Genomic DNA, 25,143 nt, shown 5'->3' on the forward strand with positions numbered 1-25,143 from the left:
GACGTGATCGAAGGCGGCTGGCAGTCTGTGCGGACATTTGGAGCCATGCATGTCCGATTCCCGTCTTGCCGATCTTTCCCGTCGCCTTCCTGACTTGCGTCTGCTTGCGGAGGCTGCCGATCTCGAGCATTACGGACGCGACTGGACCCGCCGCTGGACGCCGGCGCCCCTGGCGATCGCGTTTCCGGCGACGACCGGGGAAGTACAGGCGGTCGTGGTTTGGGCGAACGAGCATGGCGTGGCGATCGTGCCTTCCGGCGGTCGCACCGGTCTGTCCGGTGGCGCGGTGGCAGCAAGCGGAGAGCTTGTGCTGAGCCTGGAGCGCATGAATCGGGTATTGGAATTCAACGCGGTCGATCGCACGCTCACAGTGCAGCCGGGGATGATCCTGCAGCATGTGCACGACATCGCACGCGAACATGGCTTGCTGTATCCGGTGGATTTCGCTGCGCGCGGATCGTGTTCAATCGGCGGCAACATCGCCACCAACGCGGGCGGCATCCGGGTGATCCGTCATGGCAATACGCGCGAATGGATCGCCGGACTCAAGGTGGTCACCGGTGGTGGCGAGTTGCTTGAACTCAATCGGGGCCTGATCAAGAACTCCAGCGGCTATGACTTCCGCCAGCTGATGATTGGCTCGGAAGGCACGCTGGGTATCGTGGTCGAAGCCACCTTGAAGTTGACCGATCCCGCACTGCCATCGCAGGTGATGCTGCTGGCGCTGCCGGACATGGATGCACTGATGCAGGTGTTCGCGCTGTTCCGCGAGCGGCTGGCGTTGCAGGCATTCGAGTTCTTTACCGACCACGCCTTGCGTCATGTGCTGGCGCACGGCGCCCAGCAGGCGCTGGAGGGTGACCATCCCTATTACGTGGTCACGGAATTCGATGCCGTGGACGAGCGGATGCAGGAAGCAGCGCTGGCCGCTTTCGAGCAGGCGCTGGAACAGGGCTGGGTCAGCGACGGGGTGATTGCACAGAGCGAGGCACAGGCTACCGCCCTGTGGCGGCTCAGGGAAGGGATCACCGAAAGCCTCGCGCCGCGGCGGCCGTACAAGAACGATGTGTCCGTGCGGGTCAGTGCGGTGCCGGCGTTTCTGCACGAGATGCAGGCGTTGCTCGCGCGCGAATATCCGCAGGCGGAGGTGGTCTGGTTCGGTCATATCGGTGACGGCAACTTGCACATCAACGTGTTGCGTCCCGAGCAACTCGGCGAAGACGAATTCATCGTCCAGTGCGAACACGTGACCCGGTTGCTGGCGGCAACCTTGCAACAGCACGGCGGCAGCATCTCGGCCGAGCACGGCATCGGCCTGGTCAAGCGCGCCTATCTTGAAAGCACGCGCAGTGCGGAGGAAATCGCGCTGATGCAGGGTGTGCGCAAGGTGTTCGATCCGCGCGGCATCCTCAATCCCGGCAAGCTGTTCGCGGCCACCTGAAAGCCTGAGAGTCGGTGCCCGTGCTAGGCTTCGAGGCTTGTCCGTCGCTCATGAGGAGCCGTCATGCCTTCGTCACCGCTGCGTTCGCTGTATCCGGAAATCGAACCCTTTGACAGCGGCATGCTGCAGGTTTCACCGCTGCATGCGTTGTACTACGAACAAAGTGGCAACCCGAACGGCAAGCCGGTGGTGTTCCTGCACGGTGGTCCAGGCGGTGGCACGAATCCGAAGTGTCGGCGTTTTTTTGACCCGGCGATCTACCGCATCGTGTTGTTCGACCAGCGTGGCTGCGGCAAGTCCACGCCGCACGCCGAGCTCACCGACAACACGACCTGGGACCTGGTCGCCGACATCGAGCGGGTGCGCGAGCACCTGGCGATCGATCGCTGGCAGGTCTTCGGCGGCTCGTGGGGCTCGACCCTCGCGCTCGCCTACGCGCAGACACATCCGGACAAGGTGACCGAGCTGGTGCTGCGCGGCATCTTCATGCTGCGTCGCGCCGAGCTGGAATGGTTCTACCAGAAGGGTTGCGATGCCTTGTATCCGGACGCGTGGGAGACCTACCTCCAGGCGATTCCCGAGGTGGAGCGGGGCGACTTGATGAGCGCCTACCATCGACGCCTGACCAGTCCGGATGCAAAGGTGCGCACCGATGCCGCGCGCGCCTGGTCGGTATGGGAGGGGGCTACCAGTTTCCTGTGGCAGGATCCCGCGCATATCGAATCCAGCGGCGAGGACGAGTTTGCCCTGGCTTTCGCGCGCATCGAATGCCACTACTTCGTCAACGGCGGTTTCTTCGAACACGACGAACAGCTGCTGCGCAACGTTGATCGCATTCGTCACATCCCTGCCGTGATCGTGCAGGGGCGCTACGACGTGGTGTGCCCGCTGCGCAGTGCATGGGATCTGCATCGCGCATGGCCCGAAGCCGATCTGCGCATCGTGCAGGACGCCGGCCATTCGGCATTCGAGCCGGGCAACATGCACGAACTGCTGGAAGCGACCGATCGCTTCGGAAGTCGAGCGCCCTAGGCGCTCCACCTTGTTCCTCGCCCCGCCGGTGCACGACCGGTCGACCTGACGCGGCGCAAATCGGCAGTCCTGCCGATTTGCCTGCCCGCGGGAGGGCCGTTCTAGTCGTTCGTCGGCAACTGCTTGGTGCCGAAGATCTTGTCGCCGGCATCGCCGAGGCCGGGCAGGATGTAGCCGTGTTCGTTGAGGCGTTCGTCGATCGATGCGGTATAGATCTCGATGTCGGGATGAGCTGCGGTGATGCGCTCCAGCCCTTCCGGTGCGGCGACCAGGAACAGTCCCTTGATGCGCTTGCAACCGGCGGCCTTCAACATGTCCACCGCGGCGATGAGGGTGCCGGCGGTGGCCAGCATCGGGTCGACGATCAGTGCGATGCGCTCGTCCATGCGGCCGCTGAGCTTTTCGTAATAAGCGACCGGTTGCAGGGTGCGTTCGTCCCTCTGCACGCCCACCACGCTGACCTTGGCTGACGGAATCATGTCGAGCACGCCAGGCAGCATGCCCAGACCGGCACGCAGGATCGGCACGATGGTGATCTTCCTTCCCTTGATCCGGTGGACATGCAAGGAGCCGGACCAGCCTTCAATCTCTTCCTCGATGGTTTCGAGGTCCTTGGTGGCTTCGTAGGTGAGCAACGCGGCGACCTCGGAGGCCAGCTCGCGGAACTCCTTGGTGCTGATGCCGGCACGACGCATCAGGCCCAGCTTGTGCTGGATCAGCGGGTGGCGGACTTCGACGATCTTCATGGGCAACTGGCTTCAATGGCGGCGCGCGGCGCAACAGCCAGTGAGCTTAGCGAAGCTCCGTTGCCCACGCACGCATGACCTGCGTGGGCAACGGGCGGTTTGGCTCAGTGCGTGGCAGCGGCGCCCGCGTCGCCCTTGAGGCAGGAGCTCATGAACGTCTTGCGCTCTGCGCCCTTGAGCGCCTTGGTCTTGGCATCGACGTTGCAGGCTTTCATTTTTTCCTGCTGGGTGGTCTTGGCCGACGGCGTCGCCGTCATGCTCTCTCCCTTCAGGCAGGAGCTCATGTAGGCCTTCCGCTCGTCGCCCTTCTTGCCGACGGCCTGCTTATTGCAGTCCGCCATGCGCTGCTGCTGGGCAGTGCGTGGCTTGGCCGGCGCGGCGGCCCCGGCTTGTGGCGTGGCGGCAAAGGTAGCGCCAGCAAAGGCGAGTGCGGCACTGATCGCAAGCAAACGTAGTGATGTCGACATCGTTGAGTCCTCCCTGGGTAACCGGCTGATGCCGGCTCGGCCAGTCTATGCAGGGAACTCCTCCGCGTCTGCACGCAAGATCTTGCGTGCATGAAATATTCAGCTGAATCCAGCCGGGGTGCCGGACGACACCCGTGTGGGGCAAGCCAGCGCATGGGGGCCGCCCGCAACAAAAGGCCGCGCCGGAATGACCGGCGCGGCCTGCGCAGCGCAACAACCTGCAGGTGGGATCAGGCCGCTTCGGCCTTCGCCTTGCGCGGACCTTCCAGCAAAGCCTTGCGAACGTGGAACACGATCAGGTCGATCTCGGCGCTGGTCACCTTGAAGTGCGGCGTGAAGCGCAGCGAGTTGGTGCCGCCATGAATCACGCCGATGCCATGCTCGCGCAGGTATTCCTCGGTCGAGCCGGCGCCATAGCACTTGTACTCGGGAGCCAGTTCGCACGAGAACAGCAGGCCGGTGCCCTGCACCTTGGTGATCAGTCCGCCCAGCTCGTTCTTCAATGCGTTGAACTTGTCGACGAATTCCTTGCCGCGTTCGCGGATGTTGCTGCGCACGTCGTCGCTGAGTTCGGCCATCGTGGTCAGCGCCACGTCCAGTGCCCGCGGATTGGCGGTCATGGTGTTGCCGTAGATGCCCTTGCGGTAAAGCTCGGCGGTATGTTCGGTGACGGCGAGCACGGACAGCGGATACTGACCGGCGTTGAGCGCCTTGGAGAACGTCTCCATGTCCGGCGGCGGCAGATCCTCGAAACCGGGGTAGTCCACGAACGACAGCACGCCGTGGGTGCGCAGGCCCGCCTGGATCGAGTCGATCAGCAGCAGGCTGCCGTGCGCCTGGGTCAGTTCGCGCGCAGCCTTGTAGAACTCGGCCGTCACCGCCCGGCCCGGGTCACCTTCACCCATCACCGGCTCAAGGAACATCGCCTCGATGAACCAGCCATGCTGGTCGGCGTCGGCGAAGGCCGCTTTCAATTGGGCCACGTCATACGGAGCCACGGTGATCACGCTGTCTTCGTGGCGGTAGCTGGCCAGGTTCTGCTGGTACGCCTTGCGGCTGGAATCGGAATACAGCGCCGGCTTTTCAGTGCGGCCGTGGAACGCGCCCTTGACCGCCAGCCGCTTGATCGTGCGACCGGCGTAACGGCCGCCCTCGTCGGTCATCGCCTTCGCGTTGACGTCGGCAATGCGGCAGGCCAGGGTTACCGACTCGGAGCCGGAGTTGAGGCACATGTAGCGGGCATAGGGACTGCCGCCACGGTTGCGACCCAGCTCCTTGTTCAGCGCCTTGGTGAAGCGCAGCTGCGCCACGCTCGGCGACATCACGTTGGCCATCACCTGCGGGCGGCCCAGGGCAGCCAGAATCGCGGCATCGTTGTGGCCGAAGCCGAGCATGCCGTAGCCGCCGTTGTCGTGCACGACCGCGCCCTTCAGGGTGACGATCCACGGACCGCGTGCGGAAGCCGGCAGGTACGGGTTGATCGCGTCATCGGGATAGAAGTTGACCAGGCCCGCCTGCGCCTGGGCCAACTGCTCGCTCTCATCGAGCTTGAGGAAGTCGCCGAGGTCGGCGCGCAGCTCGTGGTGCCGGGCAACCGCCTCGGCAATCGCCTGCACCAGCAACGGGTCGTTGGCCGCCATGCGCTCGATGCTGGCGTCGTCCAGGCCGGTGGTACGCGGCTTGCCGCCGAAATCGCGCAGTTCGCGCAGCTGATTGATCACACCCATGATGAATCCTCCGTAGCTCTGCCGGGCGGCAACGTGTGCCGGATGGCGGATTGGTGAATGCGTGACGAGAAACGCGGGCTGATGCGCGTTTTTCAATGAATTCATGCGTTTGAGTCGCCATGGTTGACGCTTTCGGGCGACCTTATCCCCCAGAGGATACCTTGCGGCGTCAGCTGCCGTAACCCCGTGGAGCGGGTGACGGCTGTCATTCCGGATGGCTGACGGGCACTACTGCTGTCATTGGGCAGAGGCGCGCAGCATGTCGGCACACAGGAGGATTTCCCATGCTGCCAACCCACCCACCCGTCGCCTGCCTTGACGGTGCCGTCAAGCGATATGGGCCACTCACCGCCCTGGATGGGGCTGATCTGCAGGTTCGCCGGGGCGAACTGCTGGCGCTGCTTGGTCCCAATGGTGCCGGCAAGACCACGGCGATCGCCTTGCTGCTGGGGCTTGTTCGCCCCGACGCCGGCAGCGCGCAGCTGTTCGGCGAGGACCCGCAGGCGATCGAGCCGCGGCGGCGCATCGGCGTGATGCTGCAGAACGCCGAGTTGCCACCGACGCTGCGGGTCGGCGAGTTGTTGCGACTGACCGCCAGCTACTACCCGACCCCGCGCCCGCTGCAGGAATCCGCGGAACTGGCCGGCGTGTCCGACCTGCTCAAGCGCCCCTACGCGAAGCTCTCCGGTGGCCAGCAACGACGTGTCCAGTTCGCGCTGGCGCTGTGCGGTCGACCCGAGCTGCTGTTTCTCGACGAGCCCACCGTGGGCATGGACATCGATGCGCGCCAGCATTTGTGGTCGACCATTCGTCGGCTGATCGCCGAAGGTTGCGCCGTGCTGCTCACCACGCATTATCTGGAAGAGGCCGAGGCATTGGCCGATCGGGTCTGCGTGATGTCGCATGGCCGCATGATCCATGAGGGCACGGTCGACGAGTTGCGCGCGCGGGTCGCACTCAAACGCATCCGCTGCCTGAGCACTCTGTCGGTCGACACAGTCCGCAGCTGGCCGGAGGTCAACGAAGTGCGTCGAGAGAACGAACGCCTGCACATCACGGCGGCCGAAGCTGAAGTCGTGGTGCGCCGCTTGTTCGCCGCCGACTTGCACCTGCGCGAGCTGGAAGTGCAGCGCGCCGGCCTGGCCGAGGCCTTCACCGAACTCACCCGCGATGCCGACCAGGCATCAGATACCGACCAGCGCGAGGCCGCCTGAGATGGAAACCGTCATGTCCAACGAATCGATCGCGCCCGTGATGCCGCGCAGCCGCGTCATCGGCGCCTATCTGGAAGAAGCGCGCAGTGAATGCCTGCGCTACATGCGCAATCCGGGCTTCATGGTTCCGATCATGCTGTTCCCGGCACTGTTCTATCTGTTTTTCGCCGTAATGATGGGCAAAGCCGGGGGGGCTGATGCGGCGCGCTACCTGCTGGCCAGCTACGGCGTGTTCGGCGTGATGAGTCCAGGCCTGTTCGGTTTCGGTGTGTCGCTGGCGCTGGAGCGCGATGGTGGCCTGCTGACGTTCAAGCGAGCGCTGCCGATGCCCTCGGGCGCGTATCTGCTGGGCAAGATGCTGATGGCGATGGTCGCAGCCGCGGTGGTCATCCTGCTGCTGCTGGCCATGGCTGTGTCGCTGGGACACGTGAGGCTGAGTCTGTTTCAGGCCGGTGCCATGCTGCTTACCGGCACGTTGGGCGTATTGCCGTTCTGCGCGCTGGGCATGTTCGTCGGCACGCTGATCAAGGGCCAGGGTGCGCCCGGTGTGCTGCAATTGATCTATCTGCCGATGTCGATCGCGTCAGGCCTGTGGTTTCCGCTGTCGATGCTGCCGAAGTTCCTGCAGCAGATCGCGCCGGTATGGCCGAGCTACCACCTGGACAGGCTCGCCTTGGCGGCGGTGGGGATGAATCAGGGGCCGCTGACGGGCCATGTGCTGGTGCTGCTGGGGTTCACCGCCGGCTTCCTGCTGCTGGCGGCGCGCCGCCTGCGTCGGCACGGTTGAAGTAGCATGCGATGCATTCCGCAGTTTCAGCGAAACGCCACGCCATGATGCCCGCCTTGATTGCCCGATGGTTCGTTCCGGCCCCGGACTCCGCCGTGGCCGACGACCTGCGCCGCGGCAAGTCGCCGTGGGCCGACAGCGTGCACTTGCTGTGGTCGCTGTGGATCTTCATCACGCCGATATTCGATCACGGCTTGCGCGGCTACACGCTGAGCTGGCTGCTGTTCACGCTGGTTTCCTACCCGCTGTTCCTGCTGCTGTTCGCGAAGGTCCAGCTGGCTCCGCGGAAGACCGCCCATTTTTATGCGTGGGCCATGGCGGTGCTGTGTTTCGGCCTGATGCGCTGGTATCCCAGTGGCCTCAGCTATTTCGTGTATGCCTGCGTAATGCTTGGTCATTGCGATCGGCGCCAATTCCGCAGCTACGTCCTGCAGGTATTGGCGCTCAATGCCATCTATGTGGCATTGGCGTGGTGGCTCGGTTATCCGGCTGCCTTGCTGGTGATCATGCCGGTCACCGTGTTCGTGATCTGCATCATCGTCACCGTCGAGCAGCTTCACCACGAAAAGGATGCGGCGCTCAGCCTGTCCCATGACGAAGTGCGCCGGCTCGCTGCCACCGCGGAGCGCGAACGGATCGGGCGGGATCTGCATGACTTGCTCGGCCATACGCTGTCGCTCATCACGCTGAAGCTGGAGCTGTCGCGCAAGTTGTTCGATCGCGATGTCGAGGCAGCCAGGCGCGAAGTCGAAGAGGCCGAGAAAGTCGCGCGACTTGCACTGGCCGAAGTGCGCAGCGCGGTCACGGGCATCCGCGCTACCGATCTTGCGGCCGAACTCGCTTCCGCCCGGCTGCTGCTGGAGTCGTCGCGGGTACATCTGGAATACAGCGCCGCGCCAATCGACATGCCGGCGGAGATCGAACGGGGACTTTCGCTGGTGCTGCGCGAAGCGGTGACCAACATCGCCCGGCATGCGGCCGCCAGTTCCGTGCAGATTGACTTGCGTCGCGAGCAGGCTGCCGTGTGCATGCAGATCAATGACAACGGTCGGGGCGGCATTGCCACCGACGGCAATGGCCTGAGCGGCATGCGCGAGCGCGTGCGCGCCCTGGGCGGGAGCCTCGGGGTGGAGTCGCCGCTCGGTGGCGGTACGCGGTTGCGGGTGGTGGTGCCGGTGCCGGTGCTGCGCCTGGTCGAGCCGTCACGCAGCTCTGCCGTGGCTCCGGCAGAGGCCCGCAACTCACCCCGTTATCCTGCCGCCTGATCGGGCGCCTCGGTTGCCAGCGGCTTTCCTTTTTTCATAGACAGGTACTTCCATGATTCGCGTTTTGCTGGCCGAAGATCAGGCAATGGTGCGCGGCGCGCTGTCGGCACTGCTCACGCTGGAATCGGATATCGATGTGCTCGGTTCGGCTGCCGATGGCGAAGCCGCCTGGCGCGACATTCAGAGGCACCAGCCTGACGTGCTGGTCACCGACATCGAGATGCCGGGCCTGACCGGGCTGGAGCTGGCGCAGCGCATCCAGCGTCAGGCCCTGCCGATCAAGGTGGTCATCGTCACCACGTTCGCGCGGCCCGGCTTCCTGCGTCGCGCGCTGGATGCGGGCGTGTCCGGCTATTTGTTGAAGGATGCGCCTGCCGAGAATCTCGCCGAAGCCTTGCGCACCGTGCATCGCGGCGGCCGCGCGATCGACCCGCAGCTGGCGTTGGAGGCATGGTCGGAAGCCGATCCGCTGAACGACCGCGAACGTCAGGTGCTGCGTCTGGCCGGCGAGGGGCAGTCCGCGGGTGACATCGCCACGCATTTGAATCTCTCGCACGGCACCGTGCGCAACTATCTGTCCGAAGCCATCGGGAAACTGGGCGTGGCCAACCGCATCGAGGCCTATCGGCTGGCGCGGCAAAAAGGCTGGTTGTAGGCGCTCAGCTGTTTGGCGCAGCCTCCACGTTGCCGGGCCCGGTGTTCGTGGCGATCCATTCGTCACGCCGCGTGATGCCGCGTGCCGTCCACGCCATGGCGGCGGCTCGCGCGAGCATGAAGCCGAGAAACGCCAGCCACAGCCCGTGATTTCCCCATGGCCGAAGCTCGGCGGCCAGCAGCGCGAAGGTCATGCCCGCAAGCAGCATGGTGTTGCGCATCTCGCGAGCGCGACTGGCGCCGACAAACAGCCCGTCCAGCAGATAGCTCCACACCGCGACCAGCGGCAGCGCGGCGAGGTAAGGCAGGTAGGGGTAGGCGGTGATGCGTACCTGGACGATATCGGTTTGCAGATCGATGAACGTGTGCCCGAACACGCCGAACAGGATCGCGAACAGCACGCCGCCCAGCAGCGACCAGCCGCCCGCGACCACCAGCGCCCGATGCAGCGCCAGGCGATCGCCGCGGCCCAGTGCATGCCCCGTCAGCGCCTCGACGGCATTGGCCAGGCCATCCAGCGCAAACGAGACCACCAGCAAACCATTGAGCAGCAGCGCATTGGCCGCCACCGTGCTGCCGCCGATGCGTGTGCCCAGCACGGTCACGGCAAAGAAGACACCTTGCAGCGCGAGGCTGCGGATGAAGATGTCGCGATTGACTGCCAGCAGCGGTTGCCAGCTCGCCCAACGACGCATCACGCGAGCCTGCAGCTGACCGGGGTAACGGCGCAGTTGCCCCGCGACACAGCCCAGACCGGCCAGTGCACCGCTCCATTCGCCAATCACCGATGCCAGTGCGATACCGCTGACCTGCCATTTCAGGGCCAGCACGAAGACCAGGTTCAACACGATATTGACCACGTTGGTGACCACCGTGACCCGCAGGGCCATGCCCGCGTTCTGCATGCCCAGATACCAGCCGATCAGCGCATAGCTGACCAGCGCTGCCGGCAAACCGGCCAGGCGAACGTGCAGGTAGGCAAGCGCGAAGCCGTCCAGCGCAGCCGACGGCTTCATCATGTTCAGCACGGTTGGCAGCAGCGGCCATGCCAGCAGCAGGACCACGCCGGCCAGGGTGATCGCCATGGCCAGTGCCTGCACCAGCACGCGGCGCAGCGTGTCGCCGTCGGAGCGACCGGTCGCCTGCGCGGCGAAGCCGATCGTGCCCATGCGCAAAAAGCCGCAGATCCACACGGGCAAGGCGTACACCGCGCTGCCCACCGCCACCGCGCCGAGCTGCTCGGCATGCGGCAGGTGGCCGGCCATGATGCTGTCGACCAGCGACACCAGTGGCACGGTCAGGTTGGAGGCGATCATCGGCGCGGCCAGCCGCCACACCCGGCGGTGCGTGGGCCGATGATGCCAGTCGCGGCGCAGTGAATGCATGAAAAAGCCGTTGCCCAGGTCGCGGCATTCTCCCATCCGGCGCGGGCCGTTGCCCATGCCGGCGCAGGTGGGGGAGGATGCCAGCGGCCGGCCACTGCGGGATAATGCGCGCTTGTCCGTGGATCGCGGGCGTCCCTTGAGCCGATTTTGAAGAAGTCCGATTTCGATTTTGAGTTGCCCCCCGAACTGATCGCGCAGGCGCCGCTGGCCGAACGTTCGGCCAGCCGCATGTTGCTGCTCGACGTGGCGGCGCAGACGCGGCAGGACCGCATGTTTCGCGACTTGCCCGACTTTCTGCGACCTGGCGACCTGCTGGTGTTCAACGACACCCGCGTGCTGCCGGCGCGGCTTTACGGGCGCAAGGAAACCGGTGGCGCGGTGGAGATCCTGATCGAGCGGGTCACCGGCGCACACGAGGCGGTGGTGCAACTCGGGGTCAGCAAGAAACCGAAGGAGGGCGGCCGGATCGAACTGGCCGATGGCAGCCATGCCGTCGTGCTGGGGCGCGATGAAGGCTTCTTCCGGCTGCGCTTCGAAGCGCCCGAGCCACTGGAAAAACTGCTGCTGAAGCTGGGCGAGATGCCGTTGCCGCCGTATATCGAGCGGCACGCCGATGCCAGCGACATGGAGCGCTACCAGACCGTGTTCGCGCGCGAACCCGGCGCCGTGGCCGCGCCGACCGCCGGCCTGCATTTCGACCAGGCAACCCTGGACCGCTTGCACGAGCGCGGCATCGATTTCGGCTACGTCACCCTGCATGTGGGTGCCGGCACCTTCCAGCCGGTGCGCGCCGACAATCTCGAAGACCACCACATGCACCGCGAGTGGCTCAACGTCGGTGCCCATCTGATCGGCCAGATCCGCCGCACCCGCGCCAACGGCGGCCGGGTGATCGCGGTGGGCACCACGGTGGTGCGTGCGCTGGAAAGCGCCAGCAAGGACGGCGAGCTGCATCCGTTCGCCGGTGAAACGCAGATCTTCATCTTCCCCGGTTACCACTTCACCAGCATCGACGGCTTGCTGACCAACTTCCATCTGCCGCAGTCGACCCTGCTGATGCTGGTCTCCGCGCTGGCCGGGCGCGAGTACATGTTGGAGTCCTATCGCCACGCCGTGGAACAGCGTTACCGCTTCTTCTCCTATGGCGACGCGATGCTGATCCTGCCGCACGGCATCAAACCCGCGATAATGGCTGGATGACCTCCCTCCAGTTCGACCTTCACGCCACCGATGGTGCCGCCCGCCGCGGTCGTCTCACGTTCGCCCGCGGCACCATCGAGACGCCGGCCTTCATGCCGGTGGGCACTTACGGTTCGGTCAAGGCGATGACGCCGCGGGACATCCGCGAAGTAGGCGCGGAGATCATCCTGGGCAACACCTTTCACCTGTTCCTGCGCCCGGGCCTGGAGATCATCGAGAAGTTCGGCGGCCTGCACAAGTTCATCGGCTGGGACAAGCCGATCCTCACCGATTCGGGTGGTTTCCAGGTGTTCTCGCTGGCACACAAGCGCAAGATCACCGAGGAAGGCGTGACGTTCGCCTCGCCGGTGGACGGCTCGAAGGTGTTCCTGTCGCCGGAAGTGTCGATGCAGATCCAGAAAACGCTGGATTCGGACATCGCGATGATCTTCGATGAGTGCACGCCCTATCCGGCGACCGAGAAGGTGGCCTCGGATTCGATGGAACTGAGCCTGCGCTGGGCTGCGCGCTCGCGTCGCGCGTTCGATGATCTGAAGAACCCCAACTCCCTGTTCGGCATCGTGCAGGGCAGTGTCTACGAGAATCTGCGCCAGCGTTCGGCCGCGGGGCTGATCGATATCGGCTTTGATGGCTACGCCGTAGGTGGCCTTGCCGTGGGGGAGCCGGAGGCCGAGCGCAACCACGCGCTGGATTTCACCGTGCCACTGCTGCCCGCGGACAAGCCGCGCTACCTGATGGGCGTGGGTCGTCCCGAGGACATCGTCGAGGCAGTGCGTCGCGGCATCGACATGTTCGACTGCGTGATGCCCACTCGCAACGCCCGCAACGGATTCCTGTTCACCGCCGAAGGCACCTTGCGCATCCGCAACGCGAAGTACGCCACTGACACCCGCGTGATCGAAGAGGGCTGCGACTGCTACAGCTGCAGCAACGGGTTCAGTCGCGCCTATCTGCGCCATCTGGACCGTTGCAACGAGATTCTCGGCAGTCAGCTGGCCACCATGCACAACCTGCGCTACTACCAGCGTCTGATGGCGGGCTTGCGCGAAGCGATCGCCGGACAGACCTTGGAAACCTTCGTGGCGGAGTTCTACGCCCGCCGCCAAGGTGCCGGCTGAGCTGTGCGGGGACGGGGTCAGAGTCACTTTTCGCTTGCGAAAAGTGACTCTGACCCCGTGTGGGAGCCCTTGCGGCGCCGCGTGGCACGCTCGGGGGGTGCATGGCATAATCGGGAATCTTTTCTCAGGCGCTCTGTCGAAAACGTCGATGGCGCCCCAACTTGCGAGACAAATTCATGATTTTTTCGATCTCTCCCGTGCTCGCCCAGGCTGCGCCTGCGCAGCCCGCCGGTGGCGGCATGTCCATGATCATCATGATGGTGGTGCTGTTCGGCCTGATGTATTTCATGATGATCCGCCCGCAGGCGAAGCGGCAGAAGGAGCATCGTGCGCTGATCGCCGGCCTGGCCAAGGGTGACGAAGTGGTCACCAACGGCGGTATTGCCGGTCGCGTCAGCGAAGTGGGCGAGACCTTCATCACGGTCGAGATCGCGGCCAACGTGATGGTCAAGGTACAGAAGGGATCGGTGCAACAAGTGCTGCCGAAGGGCTCGCTGAAAGCTGTCTGACGAAAGCGTACCGGACGCCGCCAGGGGGCCTGGGCGGCGTCTTGCGATGTGGCCATTCCCGATTTTTGCTACCGCTGCGGCCTGGTGCCGCGGCTTTGATGGATTCAAGGCATGAGTGATTTTCCTCGCTGGAAGTACGCGCTGGTCGCGCTGGTGATGTTGTTCGGCGTGATTTACGCCTTGCCGAACGCCTTCCCGCCGGTGCCCGCCGTGCAGGTCATGGCGAACCGCGACGCGCCGCCGATCAACGAAGCCATCCAGCAAAAGGTGGAAGCAGACCTGAAGGCGAAGAAGATCGCCGTCATCGACGTGTTCGTCGAAGGTGACCACCTGCTGGCCACCTTCGCCAACTCCGATGTGCAGAAGAGCGGTCTGGACGAAATCAAGACGCTGCTGGGCGACGGTTACACCGTGGCGTTCAAGCTGCAATCCAACGTGCCGCACTGGCTGGGTGCCATTGGCGCCCGCTCGATGCCGTTGGGCCTGGACCTGCAAGGTGGCGTGCACTTCCTGATGCAGGTCGACCAGAAGGATTCGATCGAGAAGCAGGAAAACAGTTACGCCGACGACGTGCGCAGCCTGCTGCGCCAGAAGAACATCCGTTACGAGTCCGTGGTTCGCAACGCCACCGCGGGTCAGGGCATCACGGTGATCCTGCGGTCCGCCGCCGATCGTTCCACCGCTTCGGACGCGATCGCCAACGAATACACCGATCTCAACGTGTCCGACGGCCCCAGCACGGGCGATCGCTTCGTGTTGAACGTGGTGATCAAGCCGGAAAAGCTGCGTGAACTGTCGCGCAGTGCGATCACCCAGAACCTCGGCACGCTGCGCAACCGCATCAACGTGCTGGGCGTGTCCGAACCGTTGATCCAGCAGCAGGGCGAAAGCCGCATCGTGGTCGAACTGGCCGGCGTGCAGGATCCGACCGAGGCGAAGAAGCTGATCGGCGCGGTCGCCACGCTGCAATATCGTCCCGGCATCGGCCAGCCCGGCGATGCGCGTGCGGTGGAAGCCGCGCGCACCGGCAATATCCCGCCGGATGCCAACCTGTATTACATGCGCGGCGACCATCGTCCGGTGCTGGTGAGCAAGCAGATCATCGTGACCGGCAACCAGTTGGTCGATGCTTCGTCCGGCATCGACCAGCAGAGTGGCACGCCGAAGGTGGATGTCACCCTGAATGCCGCCGGCGCTCGCAAGATGGGCGACTTCACCAATGCCAACGTCGGCAAGCCGATGGCGGTGTTGTACGTGGAGCAGGTGTACGAGACCAAGCTGGTCGACGGCAAGGAAGTGCGCGTTCCGAAGGTCACCGAAACCGTGATCAACGACGCGACCATCCAGGGTGCCTTCAGCAACAAGTTCCAGACCAGCGGTCTGGGCACGCCGAAGGAAGCCTCCGACCTGGCGCTGCTGCTCAAGGGCGGCGCATTGGCGGCGCCGATGGACATCGTCGCCGAAGGCGTGATCGGTGCCAGCCTGGGTCAGGACAACATCAACAAGGGCTTCAAGGCGGTGATGCTCGGCCTGGCCCTGGTGCTGCTGGCGGCGGCGGTCTACTACAAGCTGTTCGGCCTGGTGGCTGACATCGCGCTGTTCTTCAACCTGGTGATTCTGGTCGCGGTGATGTCGCTGATCGGCGTGACGCTGACCATGCCTGGCGTGGCCGGTATCGTGCTGACGCTGGGCATGGCCATCGATGCGAACGTGCTGATCTGCGAACGCATACGCGAGGAGTTGCGCAACGGTTCCAGCCCGCACGCCTCGATCCGTGCCGGTTACGAGAAGGCCTGGTCGACCATTCTGGACGCCAACGTCACCCACCTGATCGCCGCACTGGCGCTGACCACGATGGGCAGCGGCGCGATCAAGGGCTTCGGTGTGACGCTGATGATCGGCATCCTGACTTCATTGTTCACCTCGGTCACCTTGACGCACGCGTTCACCGCGGCGATCCACGGCAACCGCAAGCTCAAGACGCTGTCGGTCTAAGGAATACCCATGGAAATTTTCAATCACGACAGCAACATCCACTTCCTGGGGATGCGCAAGTACACCATTGCGATCGCCATCCTGCTGATGGTCGCCTCGATCGCGCTGATCGCGACGAAGGGCCTCAACTACGGTCTGGACTTCACCGGCGGCGTATCGATGACGGTCGACTACGACCAGTCGGTGGAGATCGCGGACGTCCGCGCGGCGCTGGAAAAGGGCGGGCTGGACGGTGCGATGGTGCAGAGCCTCGGCGGCACGCGCGAGGTTTCCATCCGCATGCAGACCAAGGATGTGCCGGAAGCCGCCGATGCCAGTGGCAAGATCAACCTGGATCGCGTGGCGGCCAACGTGACCAAGGTGCTGCAGGCCTCGCGACCGGACGCGAAGCTGAAGAATCCCGAATTCATCAGTGCCGAGGTTGGCGCCGAACTGCGCAGCGACGGCACCGTGGCCGCGGTGTTCGTGATCCTCGGCATCATGGCCTACCTGTGGATCCGCTTCGAGCGTCGCTTCGCGATCGCCGCGGTGGCCACCGAAGTCCATGACGTGTTGGTCACGCTGGGCATTCTGGCACTGGTGCAGCGCGAGTTCGACATGACCGTGCTGGCCTCGGTGCTGGCCGTGATCGGTTACTCGATCAATGACAAGGTGGTGGTATTCGACCGCATCCGCGAGCTGTTCCGCCTTGCGCGCAAGGCCGAGCCGGAAGAAATCCTCAACCGCTCGATCAACAACACCTTGTCGCGAACCATCATCACCTCATTGTTCACCGCGATCACCATGGGCGCGCTGTTCTTCTTCGGCGGCACCGCGGTGCACGGTTTCGCCGTCACCATGCTGATCGGTATCGTGGTCGGCACGCTGTCGTCGATCTTCGTCGCCAGCCCGATCCTGCTGTGGCTGGGCGTGTCGAAGAAGGACCTGATGCTGGTGACCAAGGAAAACCCGGAACTCGCCCGCCGCCCGTAATCGCGGCTCGGCAGGCACTCCTGGAAAGGCCCGGCATTGCCGGGCCTTTCCTTTTCTCCGATGACCTGCGGTGGAACCTTTTCCGGGAAATCGGTGAACAAGCGACCTACATCTTTTCCCGCAACGGTCGATAAGCGAGGATCGATCCTGCGCTGGAAGTAGCATGTTTGTGGTTCTTGGTTCTTTGGTGGTGCTCATCAGCGTGACGGGTGGTTACCTGCTGTCGCACGGCAAGCTGCTGGCGCTGTGGCAGCCGTACGAACTGTTGATCATCGGTGGTGGTGCGGCGGGTGCGTTCCTTGCGGCAAGCCCGGTCAGCGTGGTCAAGGCGGCGGTGCGCGACATGTTGGGTCTGTTGAAAGGGCCGGCCTACCGCCGACAGGACTATGTCGACCTGCTCGCGCTGCTCTATGACATCTTCAGCCTGACGCGAAAGAACGGTTTGCTGAGCCTGGAGTCGCACATCGAAGATCCCGCCAGCAGCGAGGTTTTCTCGGCGTACCCGCGTCTGTTGGCGGAGCATCATCTGATCGAATTCATCACCGACTGCCTGCGACTGATCGTTGGCGGCAGCATGAATCCCCAGGAACTGGAACAGCTGCTGGACGTCGAGCTGGAGGCTCACCATCAGGAAGCGGAAGCTCCGGCAATGGCGGTCATGAAGTGCGCCGATGCGCTGCCCGGATTCGGCATTGTGGCGGCGGTACTCGGCATCGTGACCACCATGTCGCAGCTCGGTGGCGACACCTCGAAGATCGGCGAACATATTGCCGGCGCACTGGTCGGGACCTTCCTGGGCATCCTGCTTTGCTACGGCTTCGTGGGGCCGCTGGCCTCGGCCATGGAAAGCCGGGCGCAGGAGGATGGCAGGGCCTTCGAGTGCGTGAAAATCGCGATGATGGCCAACCTGCGTGGCTACAACCCGATGGTGTCGGTCGAGTTCGCGCGCAAATCCCTGTCCGGACAGTCGCGTCCGAGCTTCCTGGACATGGAAGGTCACCTGAAGAGCGTCCGCGGTGGTGGCGCATGAGCCAGGAGTTCGAGCAGGCCGTCATCATCCGTCGGGCCCGACGCAAGAAGCCGGGTCATCATGGCGGCGCGTGGAAAGTCGCGTACGCGGATTTCGTCACGGCCATGATGGCGTTCTTCCTGGTGATGTGGCTGATCGGCGTGGGCACCCGCGAGCAGAAGGCAGCCATTTCCGAGTACTTCAAGAACCCCAGCATGACGCCCGGCACGGCGACGGTGGCGCCGCCTGGCAAGGCTGGCCCTGGCGGAGCCAGCGACAGCGTCATTGCGCTGGGCGGCGCCATGGACTTGCCGCGAGGTCCGGGTGATGCCCGCCGTGGCGTGCCCGTGGTGAAGCACGATGTCGAGGCGGCACTCAAGCAGGCGCGACTGGCTGACAAGGCACGTCTTGATGAGTTGATGAAGCAACTGAACGCGTCCATCCAGAGCAGTCAGGCGCTGGCCCCTTTCAAGGATCAACTGCTGCTGGATATCACGCCGGAAGGTTTGCGCATCCAGATCGTGGACAAACTCAGCCGGCCGATGTTCGATCTCGGCAGCGCCAGCCTGAAGCCGTACACCGTGCAGATCCTGCACGAGCTTGGCCGGTCCATCGACGGCGTTCCGAACAAGATCAGCATCTCCGGTCATACCGATGACGCGCCGTACTCGGCGCAACGCAACTACAGCAATTGGGAGCTGTCCGCCGATCGGGGCAATGCAGCCCGCCGCGCCTTGCTGGCCGGTGGTCTGACGGAGGGCAAGATCTCCCGCGTGCTGGGCCTGGCGGCCTCCGTACCATTCGACAAACAGCATCCGGCCGACCCGGTCAATCGACGAATAAGCATCATCGTGATGACCGACCAGGCGGAGAGCGCGGCCCGGGCGCAGGAGCTGGCGGGCAGCCAGGAGATCGTGCCGGCATCGCCGGCACGCGGCGCGTCATCCGTGGTGACGACTGGCGCAGGTCTCGCGGTTGCCGGAGCATTGCTTCCCCCGTTTCCCGCAACGGTTCATGGCGTCAACGCGGCGGGTGCCAATGCTGGTGGGCCTATCCCGGTGTCGAAGCCCGCTTCGCCTTAAGCCGGCGAGGCCGAACGCAGCCGCGCATCGATCTGCGCGAGACGCTCGGGTGTGCCCACGTCTGTCCAGCAGCCAGAGTAATGACTGCCGGCGACCACATGTCGCGCAATGGCCGGCTGCAATACCTCGCGAAGCTTGAATGACGGGGGCACGGCGCCGGGCGCCTGGCCTGCAACCGGCTTCCACCCGGCAAGCAGTTCGGGGCGAAACACACCGATGCCGCTGAACGTGAGTTTCGGGGCACCAATGGCGTCCAGCAGACCGTCCTCGTCCAATGCGAAATCTCCTTCGAGGTGATGGCCGGGGTTGTCCACCATCAGCAGATGCGCCAAGCCACGTGGCTGAGCCGGCAATTGGGCGAAATCGGCGTCGCACCAGATGTCGCCGCTGATCGCCAGGAACGGTTCGGGCCCGAGCAACGGCAGGGCATTCAGCATGCCGCCACCGGTTTCCAGTGGGGAAGGACCCTCGTAGGCATAACGTATGCGCAACCCCCAGCGGGAGCCGTCGCCCAGTGTGGCGGGGAATTGTTCTGCCAGATGCGAGGTGTTGATCACGACGTAATGCACGCCGGTGGCGGCCAGCTTTTCCAGATGCCACACGATCAACGGCTTGCCCGCAACGCACAACAGGGGTTTGGGCGTGTGATCGGTCAGCGGGCGCATGCGCTCGCCCAGACCTGCCGCGAAAATCAGCGCATGTCTCATGCCGACACCGCCTGGCGCAGGTCGCGTTCGCCCACTTGTCGACGCAGGAAGGCCACGAAATCGGCCAGCTCGGGATAACGCGATGCCACGTCGATCACGTAGTCGTACACGCGCGGCAGATCATCGAGATAACCGGACTTGCTGTCGCGGTAGTACAGCCGGCAGAAAATGCCCAGCACCTTGATATGCCGTTGCAATCCGATCAGGTCGAACCAGCGCAGAAAGCGTTCGCGGCCCACCGCCGGATCGATCACGCCGGCATCCAGCAGGCGTGCGCGATGGGTTTCGGCCCACGCCTCGACGCGCTCGCGGTCCCACACGATGTAGCAGTCGCGCAACAGCGAAGCCAGGTCGTAGGTGATCGGGCCATGCAGCGCACCCTGGAAGTCGATGATGCCCGGGTTGTCGTGCGCGGTGATCAGCAGGTTGCGGCTGTGGTAGTCGCGATGCACGAAGCAGCGCGGTTGCTCCAGTGCGCTCTTCAGCAACACGGTGAAGGCCGATTCCAGCACATCCCATTCTTCGCACGCGGGCACGCTGCCGAGATGCCGTTGCAGGAACCACTCCGGCATGATCTCCAGCTCGCGTTGCAGGAACACGTGGTCATACGGGGGCAGATCACTGGCGTCCACGTCGCGCTGCATGCGCAGCAAGGCAGCCATGGCGTCGCCGTAAAGCGCATCCACAGTGTCGCCGTTCAGCGCCGGAAGATAGAGCCGGGAGCCGAGATCCTCGATCAGCAGAAAGCCCTGGGCGAGGTCCTGCGCGCGTACGGCGGGCACGTGCAGGCCGGCACGCGACAAGCGTCCACCGATCTCCAGCCACGGGGCGGGGTCTTCCTGGGCGGGCGGCGAATCCATCACGATCCAGCTTTGCCCCGCATGCGCCGTGCGCCAGTAGCTGCGAAAGCTGGCGTCGGCCGACGCGGGTTCGAGCGTCAGCGACGCGTCGCCGAGGGCATGGCGGGTCCAGGCAAGGCGGCTGGTGGCGCGGTCGGGAGTCTGGGTCATGGCAACGTTGGGCAACGGAATCGCCCCAGCTTAACGAGCTGCCGCCGTCGTGACGAGATCGGTGGCATGCCGTCATTGACCGCGGCACTTCGAATCAGTACCATTTTAGTCCCGATTCAAAAGCCTCCCGCTCGAGCGTCCCATGCTCCGTGTCAGCCGACTGACCGATTACGCCACCGTGGTGATGACCTGCATCGCAGTGCACCCGACCGAGGTGCTGAGCGCGGTGCAGATCGCCGACGAGACGCGGCTGGAGCTGCCGACGGTGAGCAAACTGCTGAAGGCGCTGGGTCACGCGACGCTGGTGGAGTCGTTTCGCGGGGTCAATGGTGGCTACCGGCTGGCGCGGTCGGCAAACGACATTTCACTGGTCGAGATCGTCGAGGCGATCGAAGGTCCGATCGGCATGACCGAATGCAGCGTGGCCGATGGCCAGTGTGATCGCGAAGCGCAGTGCGGCGTGCGCGGCAGCTGGCAACGGGTCAACAACGTGCTGGACAACGCGCTCCGTGCGGTGAGCCTGGCCGACATGCTGAAGCCACAACCCGCCCGGCCATCACGCCGGGTTGCCGCGGTCGCCGTAAGCGACATCGCGATGCCCGCCAGAATCCGCCGGGTCACCACCGAATGAACAAAATCATGAACGAACAGAGCAGCACCGCCACCACGTTGCGCGACAACGCGGCCGTCGCCGAGGTCCTCGGTCGCAGCTACAGCGCCGGCTTCATCACCAACATCGAGATGACCGGCTTGCCGCCGGGCCTGGATGAAGGCACGGTGCGCGCGATTTCCGCGATCAAAGGCGAACCGGAGTGGATGACCGAATGGCGGCTGGATGCCTTTCGTCACTGGCTGACCATGCCCAAGCCGGACTGGGCCAAGCTCAACATCGATCCGATCGATTACCAGGCGATCAGCTATTACGCCGCGCCGAAGGCCGGTCCGAAGTCGCTGGACGAAGTCGATCCGGCGTTGCTGGAAACCTACGAGAAGCTTGGCATTCCGCTGCACGAGCGTGCGGCGCTGGCAGGCGTGGCAGTGGATGCGGTGTTCGACTCGGTCTCGGTCGGCACCACCTTTCGCAAGCAACTGGCTGCGGCCGGCGTGCTGTTCTGCTCGATGAGCGAGGCGATCCGCGAATACCCGGAGATCGTGCGCAAATATTTGGGCAGCGTGGTGCCCACCGGCGACAATTTCTTTGCGGCGCTGAACTCGGCCGTGTTCTCCGACGGCAGCTTCGTGTTCATTCCCAAGGGCGTGCGCTGCCCGATGGAACTGTCCACCTACTTCCGCATCAATGCGCAGAACACCGGTCAGTTCGAACGCACCCTGATCGTGGCCGAGGAGGGCAGTCATGTGTCCTATCTCGAAGGTTGTACCGCACCCAAGCGCGACGAGAACCAGCTGCATGCGGCCGTGGTCGAGCTGGTGGCGCTGGAAGGCGCGCAGATCAAATATTCCACCGTGCAGAACTGGTATCCCGGCGACGAGAACGGCGTCGGCGGCATCTACAACTTCGTGACCAAGCGCGGCGACTGCCGCGGTGACGATTCCAAGATCAGCTGGACCCAGGTGGAAACCGGTTCGGCGATCACCTGGAAATACCCTTCCGTGGTTTTACGCGGCGACCGCTCGGTCGGCGAGTTCTACTCGGTGGCGCTGACCCACCACTTCCAGCAGGCCGATACCGGCACCAAGATGATTCACCTGGGCAAACACACCAAGTCCAAGATCGTCTCCAAGGGCATCAGCGCCGGGCGCAGTTCCAACAGCTATCGTGGCCTGGTGAAAATGGAAAAGGGCGCCGAAGGCGCGCGCAACTACACTCAGTGCGACAGCCTGCTGATCGGCAAGAAATGCGGTGCCCACACCTTTCCGTACATGGAAGTGAAGAACCCCACGGCGATCGTCGAGCACGAGGCCACCACCTCGAAGATCTCCGACGAGCAGATGTTCTACTGCCGTGCGCGCGGCATCTCGGAAGAAGACGCCGTGTCGATGATCGTCGACGGCTTCTGCAAACAGGTCTTCCGCGAGCTGCCGATGGAATTCGCGGTGGAGGCGAAAAAGTTGCTCGAAGTGTCGCTGGAAGGAGCGGTGGGATGAGGCTGGCTGCCGCCCTGTTTGTTCTTGTCGCGTTTCCACTTGCGGTTCAAGCGGGTGACGCTGACGGCGACTTCATCCAGTGCAATCCGCAGGGTTCACAAACGGAACTGAACGCCTGTGCGGGCGCGGAGTTTGGCCGCGCCGATGCCGAACTCAACCGCGTCTGGAAGGCGATCCAGGCCAGGTACGACGATCAGCCAAAATTTCTGGCCCAATTGAAAAAAGCCCAGCAGGCGTGGCTGGTATTTCGGGATGCGGAAATGGCGGCGAAATTTCCGCTGGCACCCGGTGAGCGAGCAAATGTGCAGTACGGGTCGGTGTTCCCGATGTGCGAGAGCGGGTTCAAGGCCAGGCTGACCACGCAGCGTGTCGCGCAGCTGAAAGTCTGGCTGGACGGCGTGGAGGAGGGCGACGTCTGCAGCGGCTCGGTCAAGTTGAAAGACCAGTTGCAGTGAGTCCCACCAACGCCACACCTGTCCTGCTTCATTCCATGCGCGACCACGACGTATGTCACATGCTGCGCTGAGTCGCGAACGTTCGATCACGAAAACGCGATGCTCCAGCGAACCATTCAAGAGTTACTTGTCAGGCAATCTCATGACCATGCTGAAAATCGAAAACCTGCACGCCCGCGTCGAGGGCAAGGAAATCCTCAAGGGGCTCAGCCTCGAAGTGAACGCGGGCGAAGTGCACGCGATCATGGGGCCGAACGGTGCGGGGAAATCCACCCTGGGCAATGTGCTGTCCGGTCGCGACGGCTATGAAGTGACCGCCGGCACGGTCACCTACAACGGCATCGACCTGCTGACACTCGAGCCTGAAGCGCGCGCTGCCGCCGGCGTGTTCCTGGCGTTTCAGTATCCGGTGGAAATTCCCGGCGTCAACAACACCTATTTCCTGCGCGCGGCGCTGAACGCACAGCGCAAGCAGCGCGGCGAGAAGGAACTGGATTCGATGCAGTTCCTCAAGCTGGTGCGCGAGAAGCTGAAGGTGATGCAGATTTCCGACGAGCTGCTGCATCGCGCCGTCAACGAGGGCTTCTCCGGTGGCGAGAAGAAGCGCAACGAGATCTTCCAGATGGCGGTGCTGGAGCCGCAACTGGCGATTCTCGACGAGACCGATTCGGGCCTGGACATCGACGCGCTGAAGCAGGTAGCGCAGGGCGTCAACATGCTGCGCTCACCCGAACGCGCGTTCCTGATGATCACCCATTACCAGCGCCTGCTCGATTACGTGGTGCCGGACTTCGTGCACGTGCTGGCCGATGGTCGCATCGTCGAGAGTGGCGACAAGTCACTGGCGCTGCGGCTGGAGGAGCAGGGCTACGCGGGCATCAAACAGGGAGCGGTGGCATGAGCCAGACGGCCACGCTGCCGTTGCTGGAGTCCTTGCTCGATGCGCCGTTGCCGGCCAGCGGTATCGCCTGGCTGGATGCGGCGCGACAGGACAATCGCGAGGCGTTTGCGGCCGGCGGGCTGCCCGATACACGGGTCGAAGCGTGGAAGTACACGGCGCTGCGCGGATTGGCCCAGCGTCGCTTCACGCACGGCGACGCGGCCGCCCAGGGGCGCGCCATCGATGCCTCGCTGCTGAGTTTGCCCGGTGTCGAGGGCATGCGACTGGTGTTCGTCAACGGCGCGTTTCGTGCCGACCTGTCGACGCTCGGCGCTCTGCCCCCCGGGCTCGTGCTGCAGTCGCTTTCGCAGGCGTTGCTGGACGACGCCGAACCGCTGCGCTTCAGCTGGTCGCGATCCACGGCGAACGTGTCGGGAGCGGCTGATGCGTTCGCGCGAATCAACGCGGCCAATGCTGCCGATGGGATGTTGCTGCGGGTGGCCGCCAACACGACCATCGAGCAGCCGGTGCACCTGGTCTTCGTGGGTGCCGATGGCGAGTCGGAACTGGCCTGGCACGTGCGCAACCTGATCGAGCTGGGCGAGGGAGCTTCGCTCACGCTGATCGAACAACACCTGGGCGGCGGCGAGCAGGCGCAACTGGCGACTTTCGTCAGCGACATCGATGTGCGCGAGGGGGCGAAGCTTCACCACCTTGTGCTGCAGAATGCGGCGCCGGCAGCGAACCTGATTCGCCACAGTCATTTGCGCGTGCATGCGCGCAGCGAGGCGACCGTGCACATGGTCGAGCTCGGTGGCGCGCTGGTGCGCCATGACCTGCAAGTCGGGTTGCTGGGCGACGAAGCGAGGCTGACCACGCGAGGCGTGTTCATGCCGCATGGCCGTCAGCACATCGACACCCAGCTGGCGATCCGCCATCAGGCATTGAACACCACGTCCAGTTCGAACTGGCGGGGCGTGGCGAACGACCGCGCGCGTGGTGTCTTCCGCGGCGCCATCGTGGTGGCGCCGGGTGCCGATGGCAGCGACGCCAGCCTCAGCAACAAGAACCTGTTGTTGTCGCCGGGTGCCGAGATCGATACCAAGCCGGAGCTGGAGATTTACGCCGACGAAGTGCAGGCCGCCCACGGCGCCACGGTCGGTCAGCTCGACGAGCGCTCGCTGTTCTATCTGCGCTCGCGCGGCATTCCGCTGGCCGAGGCACGCGCCCTGCTGACCGCCGCGTTCTGTCGCGCGGTGCTGGATGACCTGCCGAACCCCGAATTGCGCGAACATCTGTCCGCTCTGCTGATCGCGCAATTGCCTGGCGCCTGATCCACGGCGCCGCGAAGTAGATCGAAACCCGGAAAACCCTCTCCACCG

The 25,143-nt window shown here is 64.2% G+C and carries 24 protein-coding genes; 18 read left to right on the forward strand and 6 right to left on the reverse strand.

Features of this window, described 5'->3' with window-relative positions:
* The first annotated feature begins 49 nt into the window (after nt 1-49).
* Together ACVWWQ_RS10160 and pip are read left to right on the forward strand one after the other, a co-directional pair.
* Complete coding sequence (locus ACVWWQ_RS10160; RefSeq protein ID WP_133947652.1) at nt 50-1,441, forward strand: FAD-binding oxidoreductase; 1,392 nt, start codon at nt 50-52, stop codon at nt 1,439-1,441.
* Nucleotides 1,442-1,504: 63 nt separating this feature from the next.
* Nucleotides 1,505-2,473, forward strand: coding sequence for a prolyl aminopeptidase (pip, locus tag ACVWWQ_RS10165; protein ID WP_099653713.1), 969 nt, complete (start codon nt 1,505-1,507; stop codon nt 2,471-2,473).
* Nucleotides 2,474-2,574: 101 nt separating this feature from the next.
* Here pip and upp read toward each other — a convergent pair whose 3' ends face one another.
* From upp to ACVWWQ_RS10180, 3 genes are all read right to left on the reverse strand, one after another.
* Nucleotides 2,575-3,219 carry a uracil phosphoribosyltransferase gene (upp, locus tag ACVWWQ_RS10170; protein ID WP_099653712.1) on the reverse strand — a complete coding sequence of 215 codons (645 nt, stop codon included), beginning with the start codon at nt 3,217-3,219 and terminating at the stop codon, nt 2,575-2,577.
* 104 nt (nt 3,220-3,323) lie between these two features.
* Nucleotides 3,324-3,686: a PsiF family protein gene (locus tag ACVWWQ_RS10175; protein WP_099653711.1), complete on the reverse strand. Its 363-nt coding sequence runs from the start codon at nt 3,684-3,686 to the stop codon at nt 3,324-3,326.
* Between the two features lie 230 nt (nt 3,687-3,916).
* The gene (locus tag ACVWWQ_RS10180; RefSeq protein ID WP_133947650.1) at nt 3,917-5,413 is read right to left on the reverse strand and encodes an aminotransferase class III-fold pyridoxal phosphate-dependent enzyme; all 1,497 of its coding nucleotides are present in this window, start codon (nt 5,411-5,413) and stop codon (nt 3,917-3,919) included.
* 284 nt (nt 5,414-5,697) lie between these two features.
* Between ACVWWQ_RS10180 and ACVWWQ_RS10185 the strand changes: the two genes are divergently transcribed.
* Genes ACVWWQ_RS10185 through ACVWWQ_RS10200 form a run of 4 tightly spaced genes read left to right on the forward strand, consistent with a single transcriptional unit; the run spans nt 5,698 to nt 9,334 of the window.
* Entirely contained in the window at nt 5,698-6,627 is a 930-nt protein-coding gene (locus ACVWWQ_RS10185; protein WP_133947648.1) for an ABC transporter ATP-binding protein, read from the forward strand.
* 13 nt (nt 6,628-6,640) lie between these two features.
* Complete coding sequence (locus tag ACVWWQ_RS10190; RefSeq protein WP_457383379.1) at nt 6,641-7,414, forward strand: ABC transporter permease; 774 nt, start codon at nt 6,641-6,643, stop codon at nt 7,412-7,414.
* 44 nt (nt 7,415-7,458) lie between these two features.
* On the forward strand, nt 7,459-8,679 hold the full coding sequence (locus ACVWWQ_RS10195; protein ID WP_133947644.1) for a sensor histidine kinase: 1,221 nt from the start codon (nt 7,459-7,461) through the stop codon (nt 8,677-8,679).
* A 52-nt stretch (nt 8,680-8,731) separates the two neighbouring features.
* On the forward strand, nt 8,732-9,334 hold the full coding sequence (locus tag ACVWWQ_RS10200; protein WP_099653707.1) for a response regulator transcription factor: 603 nt from the start codon (nt 8,732-8,734) through the stop codon (nt 9,332-9,334).
* 4 nt (nt 9,335-9,338) lie between these two features.
* Here ACVWWQ_RS10200 and ACVWWQ_RS10205 read toward each other — a convergent pair whose 3' ends face one another.
* The gene (locus ACVWWQ_RS10205; protein WP_457383380.1) at nt 9,339-10,718 is read right to left on the reverse strand and encodes an MATE family efflux transporter; all 1,380 of its coding nucleotides are present in this window, start codon (nt 10,716-10,718) and stop codon (nt 9,339-9,341) included.
* 147 nt (nt 10,719-10,865) lie between these two features.
* On the opposite strand from ACVWWQ_RS10205, the gene queA reads away from it, so the two are divergent.
* The 7 genes from queA to motB all read left to right on the forward strand — a co-directional run bounded on the left by queA (nt 10,866) and on the right by motB (nt 18,603).
* Nucleotides 10,866-11,918 (forward strand): tRNA preQ1(34) S-adenosylmethionine ribosyltransferase-isomerase QueA, encoded by a 1,053-nt coding sequence (queA, locus tag ACVWWQ_RS10210; protein ID WP_133947642.1) that lies wholly within the window; start codon nt 10,866-10,868, stop codon nt 11,916-11,918.
* Nucleotides 11,915-13,036: a tRNA guanosine(34) transglycosylase Tgt gene (tgt, locus tag ACVWWQ_RS10215; protein WP_133947640.1), complete on the forward strand. Its 1,122-nt coding sequence runs from the start codon at nt 11,915-11,917 to the stop codon at nt 13,034-13,036. Before queA ends, tgt begins: the two co-directional genes overlap by 4 nt.
* A gap of 176 nt (nt 13,037-13,212) precedes the next feature.
* The gene (gene yajC / locus ACVWWQ_RS10220) at nt 13,213-13,545 is read left to right on the forward strand and encodes a preprotein translocase subunit YajC (RefSeq protein WP_099653704.1); all 333 of its coding nucleotides are present in this window, start codon (nt 13,213-13,215) and stop codon (nt 13,543-13,545) included.
* A 111-nt stretch (nt 13,546-13,656) separates the two neighbouring features.
* Nucleotides 13,657-15,540: a protein translocase subunit SecD gene (gene secD, locus ACVWWQ_RS10225; RefSeq protein WP_133947638.1), complete on the forward strand. Its 1,884-nt coding sequence runs from the start codon at nt 13,657-13,659 to the stop codon at nt 15,538-15,540.
* A gap of 9 nt (nt 15,541-15,549) precedes the next feature.
* On the forward strand, nt 15,550-16,512 hold the full coding sequence (secF, locus tag ACVWWQ_RS10230) for a protein translocase subunit SecF (RefSeq protein ID WP_133947636.1): 963 nt from the start codon (nt 15,550-15,552) through the stop codon (nt 16,510-16,512).
* A 163-nt stretch (nt 16,513-16,675) separates the two neighbouring features.
* Nucleotides 16,676-17,542: a flagellar motor stator protein MotA gene (gene motA, locus ACVWWQ_RS10235; protein WP_133947634.1), complete on the forward strand. Its 867-nt coding sequence runs from the start codon at nt 16,676-16,678 to the stop codon at nt 17,540-17,542.
* The gene (gene motB, locus ACVWWQ_RS10240; RefSeq protein WP_133947632.1) at nt 17,539-18,603 is read left to right on the forward strand and encodes a flagellar motor protein MotB; all 1,065 of its coding nucleotides are present in this window, start codon (nt 17,539-17,541) and stop codon (nt 18,601-18,603) included. The genes motA and motB overlap by 4 nt, the downstream gene beginning before the upstream one ends.
* Here the strand turns inward: motB and murU are convergent.
* Both murU and ACVWWQ_RS10250 read right to left on the reverse strand, forming a co-directional pair.
* Complete coding sequence (gene murU / locus ACVWWQ_RS10245; RefSeq protein WP_099653699.1) at nt 18,600-19,310, reverse strand: N-acetylmuramate alpha-1-phosphate uridylyltransferase MurU; 711 nt, start codon at nt 19,308-19,310, stop codon at nt 18,600-18,602. The two genes, motB and murU, sit on opposite strands and share 4 nt — an antisense overlap.
* On the reverse strand, nt 19,307-20,320 hold the full coding sequence (locus tag ACVWWQ_RS10250; RefSeq protein WP_133947630.1) for a phosphotransferase: 1,014 nt from the start codon (nt 20,318-20,320) through the stop codon (nt 19,307-19,309). The genes murU and ACVWWQ_RS10250 overlap by 4 nt, the downstream gene beginning before the upstream one ends.
* Nucleotides 20,321-20,462: 142 nt before the next feature.
* Between ACVWWQ_RS10250 and ACVWWQ_RS10255 the strand changes: the two genes are divergently transcribed.
* The 5 genes from ACVWWQ_RS10255 (at nt 20,463) to sufD (ending at nt 25,095) form a co-directional block, all read left to right on the forward strand.
* On the forward strand, nt 20,463-20,951 hold the full coding sequence (locus tag ACVWWQ_RS10255; RefSeq protein WP_133947627.1) for an SUF system Fe-S cluster assembly regulator: 489 nt from the start codon (nt 20,463-20,465) through the stop codon (nt 20,949-20,951).
* Nucleotides 20,952-20,959: 8 nt separating this feature from the next.
* Nucleotides 20,960-22,426 (forward strand): Fe-S cluster assembly protein SufB, encoded by a 1,467-nt coding sequence (sufB, locus tag ACVWWQ_RS10260; RefSeq protein ID WP_208321571.1) that lies wholly within the window; start codon nt 20,960-20,962, stop codon nt 22,424-22,426.
* On the forward strand, nt 22,423-22,881 hold the full coding sequence (locus ACVWWQ_RS10265; RefSeq protein WP_099653695.1) for a lysozyme inhibitor LprI family protein: 459 nt from the start codon (nt 22,423-22,425) through the stop codon (nt 22,879-22,881). Before sufB ends, ACVWWQ_RS10265 begins: the two co-directional genes overlap by 4 nt.
* A 148-nt stretch (nt 22,882-23,029) precedes the next feature.
* Nucleotides 23,030-23,782, forward strand: coding sequence for a Fe-S cluster assembly ATPase SufC (gene sufC, locus ACVWWQ_RS10270; protein WP_099653857.1), 753 nt, complete (start codon nt 23,030-23,032; stop codon nt 23,780-23,782).
* The gene (sufD, locus tag ACVWWQ_RS10275; protein WP_133947623.1) at nt 23,779-25,095 is read left to right on the forward strand and encodes a Fe-S cluster assembly protein SufD; all 1,317 of its coding nucleotides are present in this window, start codon (nt 23,779-23,781) and stop codon (nt 25,093-25,095) included. Before sufC ends, sufD begins: the two co-directional genes overlap by 4 nt.
* Nucleotides 25,096-25,143 lie beyond the last annotated feature (48 nt).

The sequence above is a fragment of the Rhodanobacter sp. TND4EL1 genome, assembly GCF_054061035.1.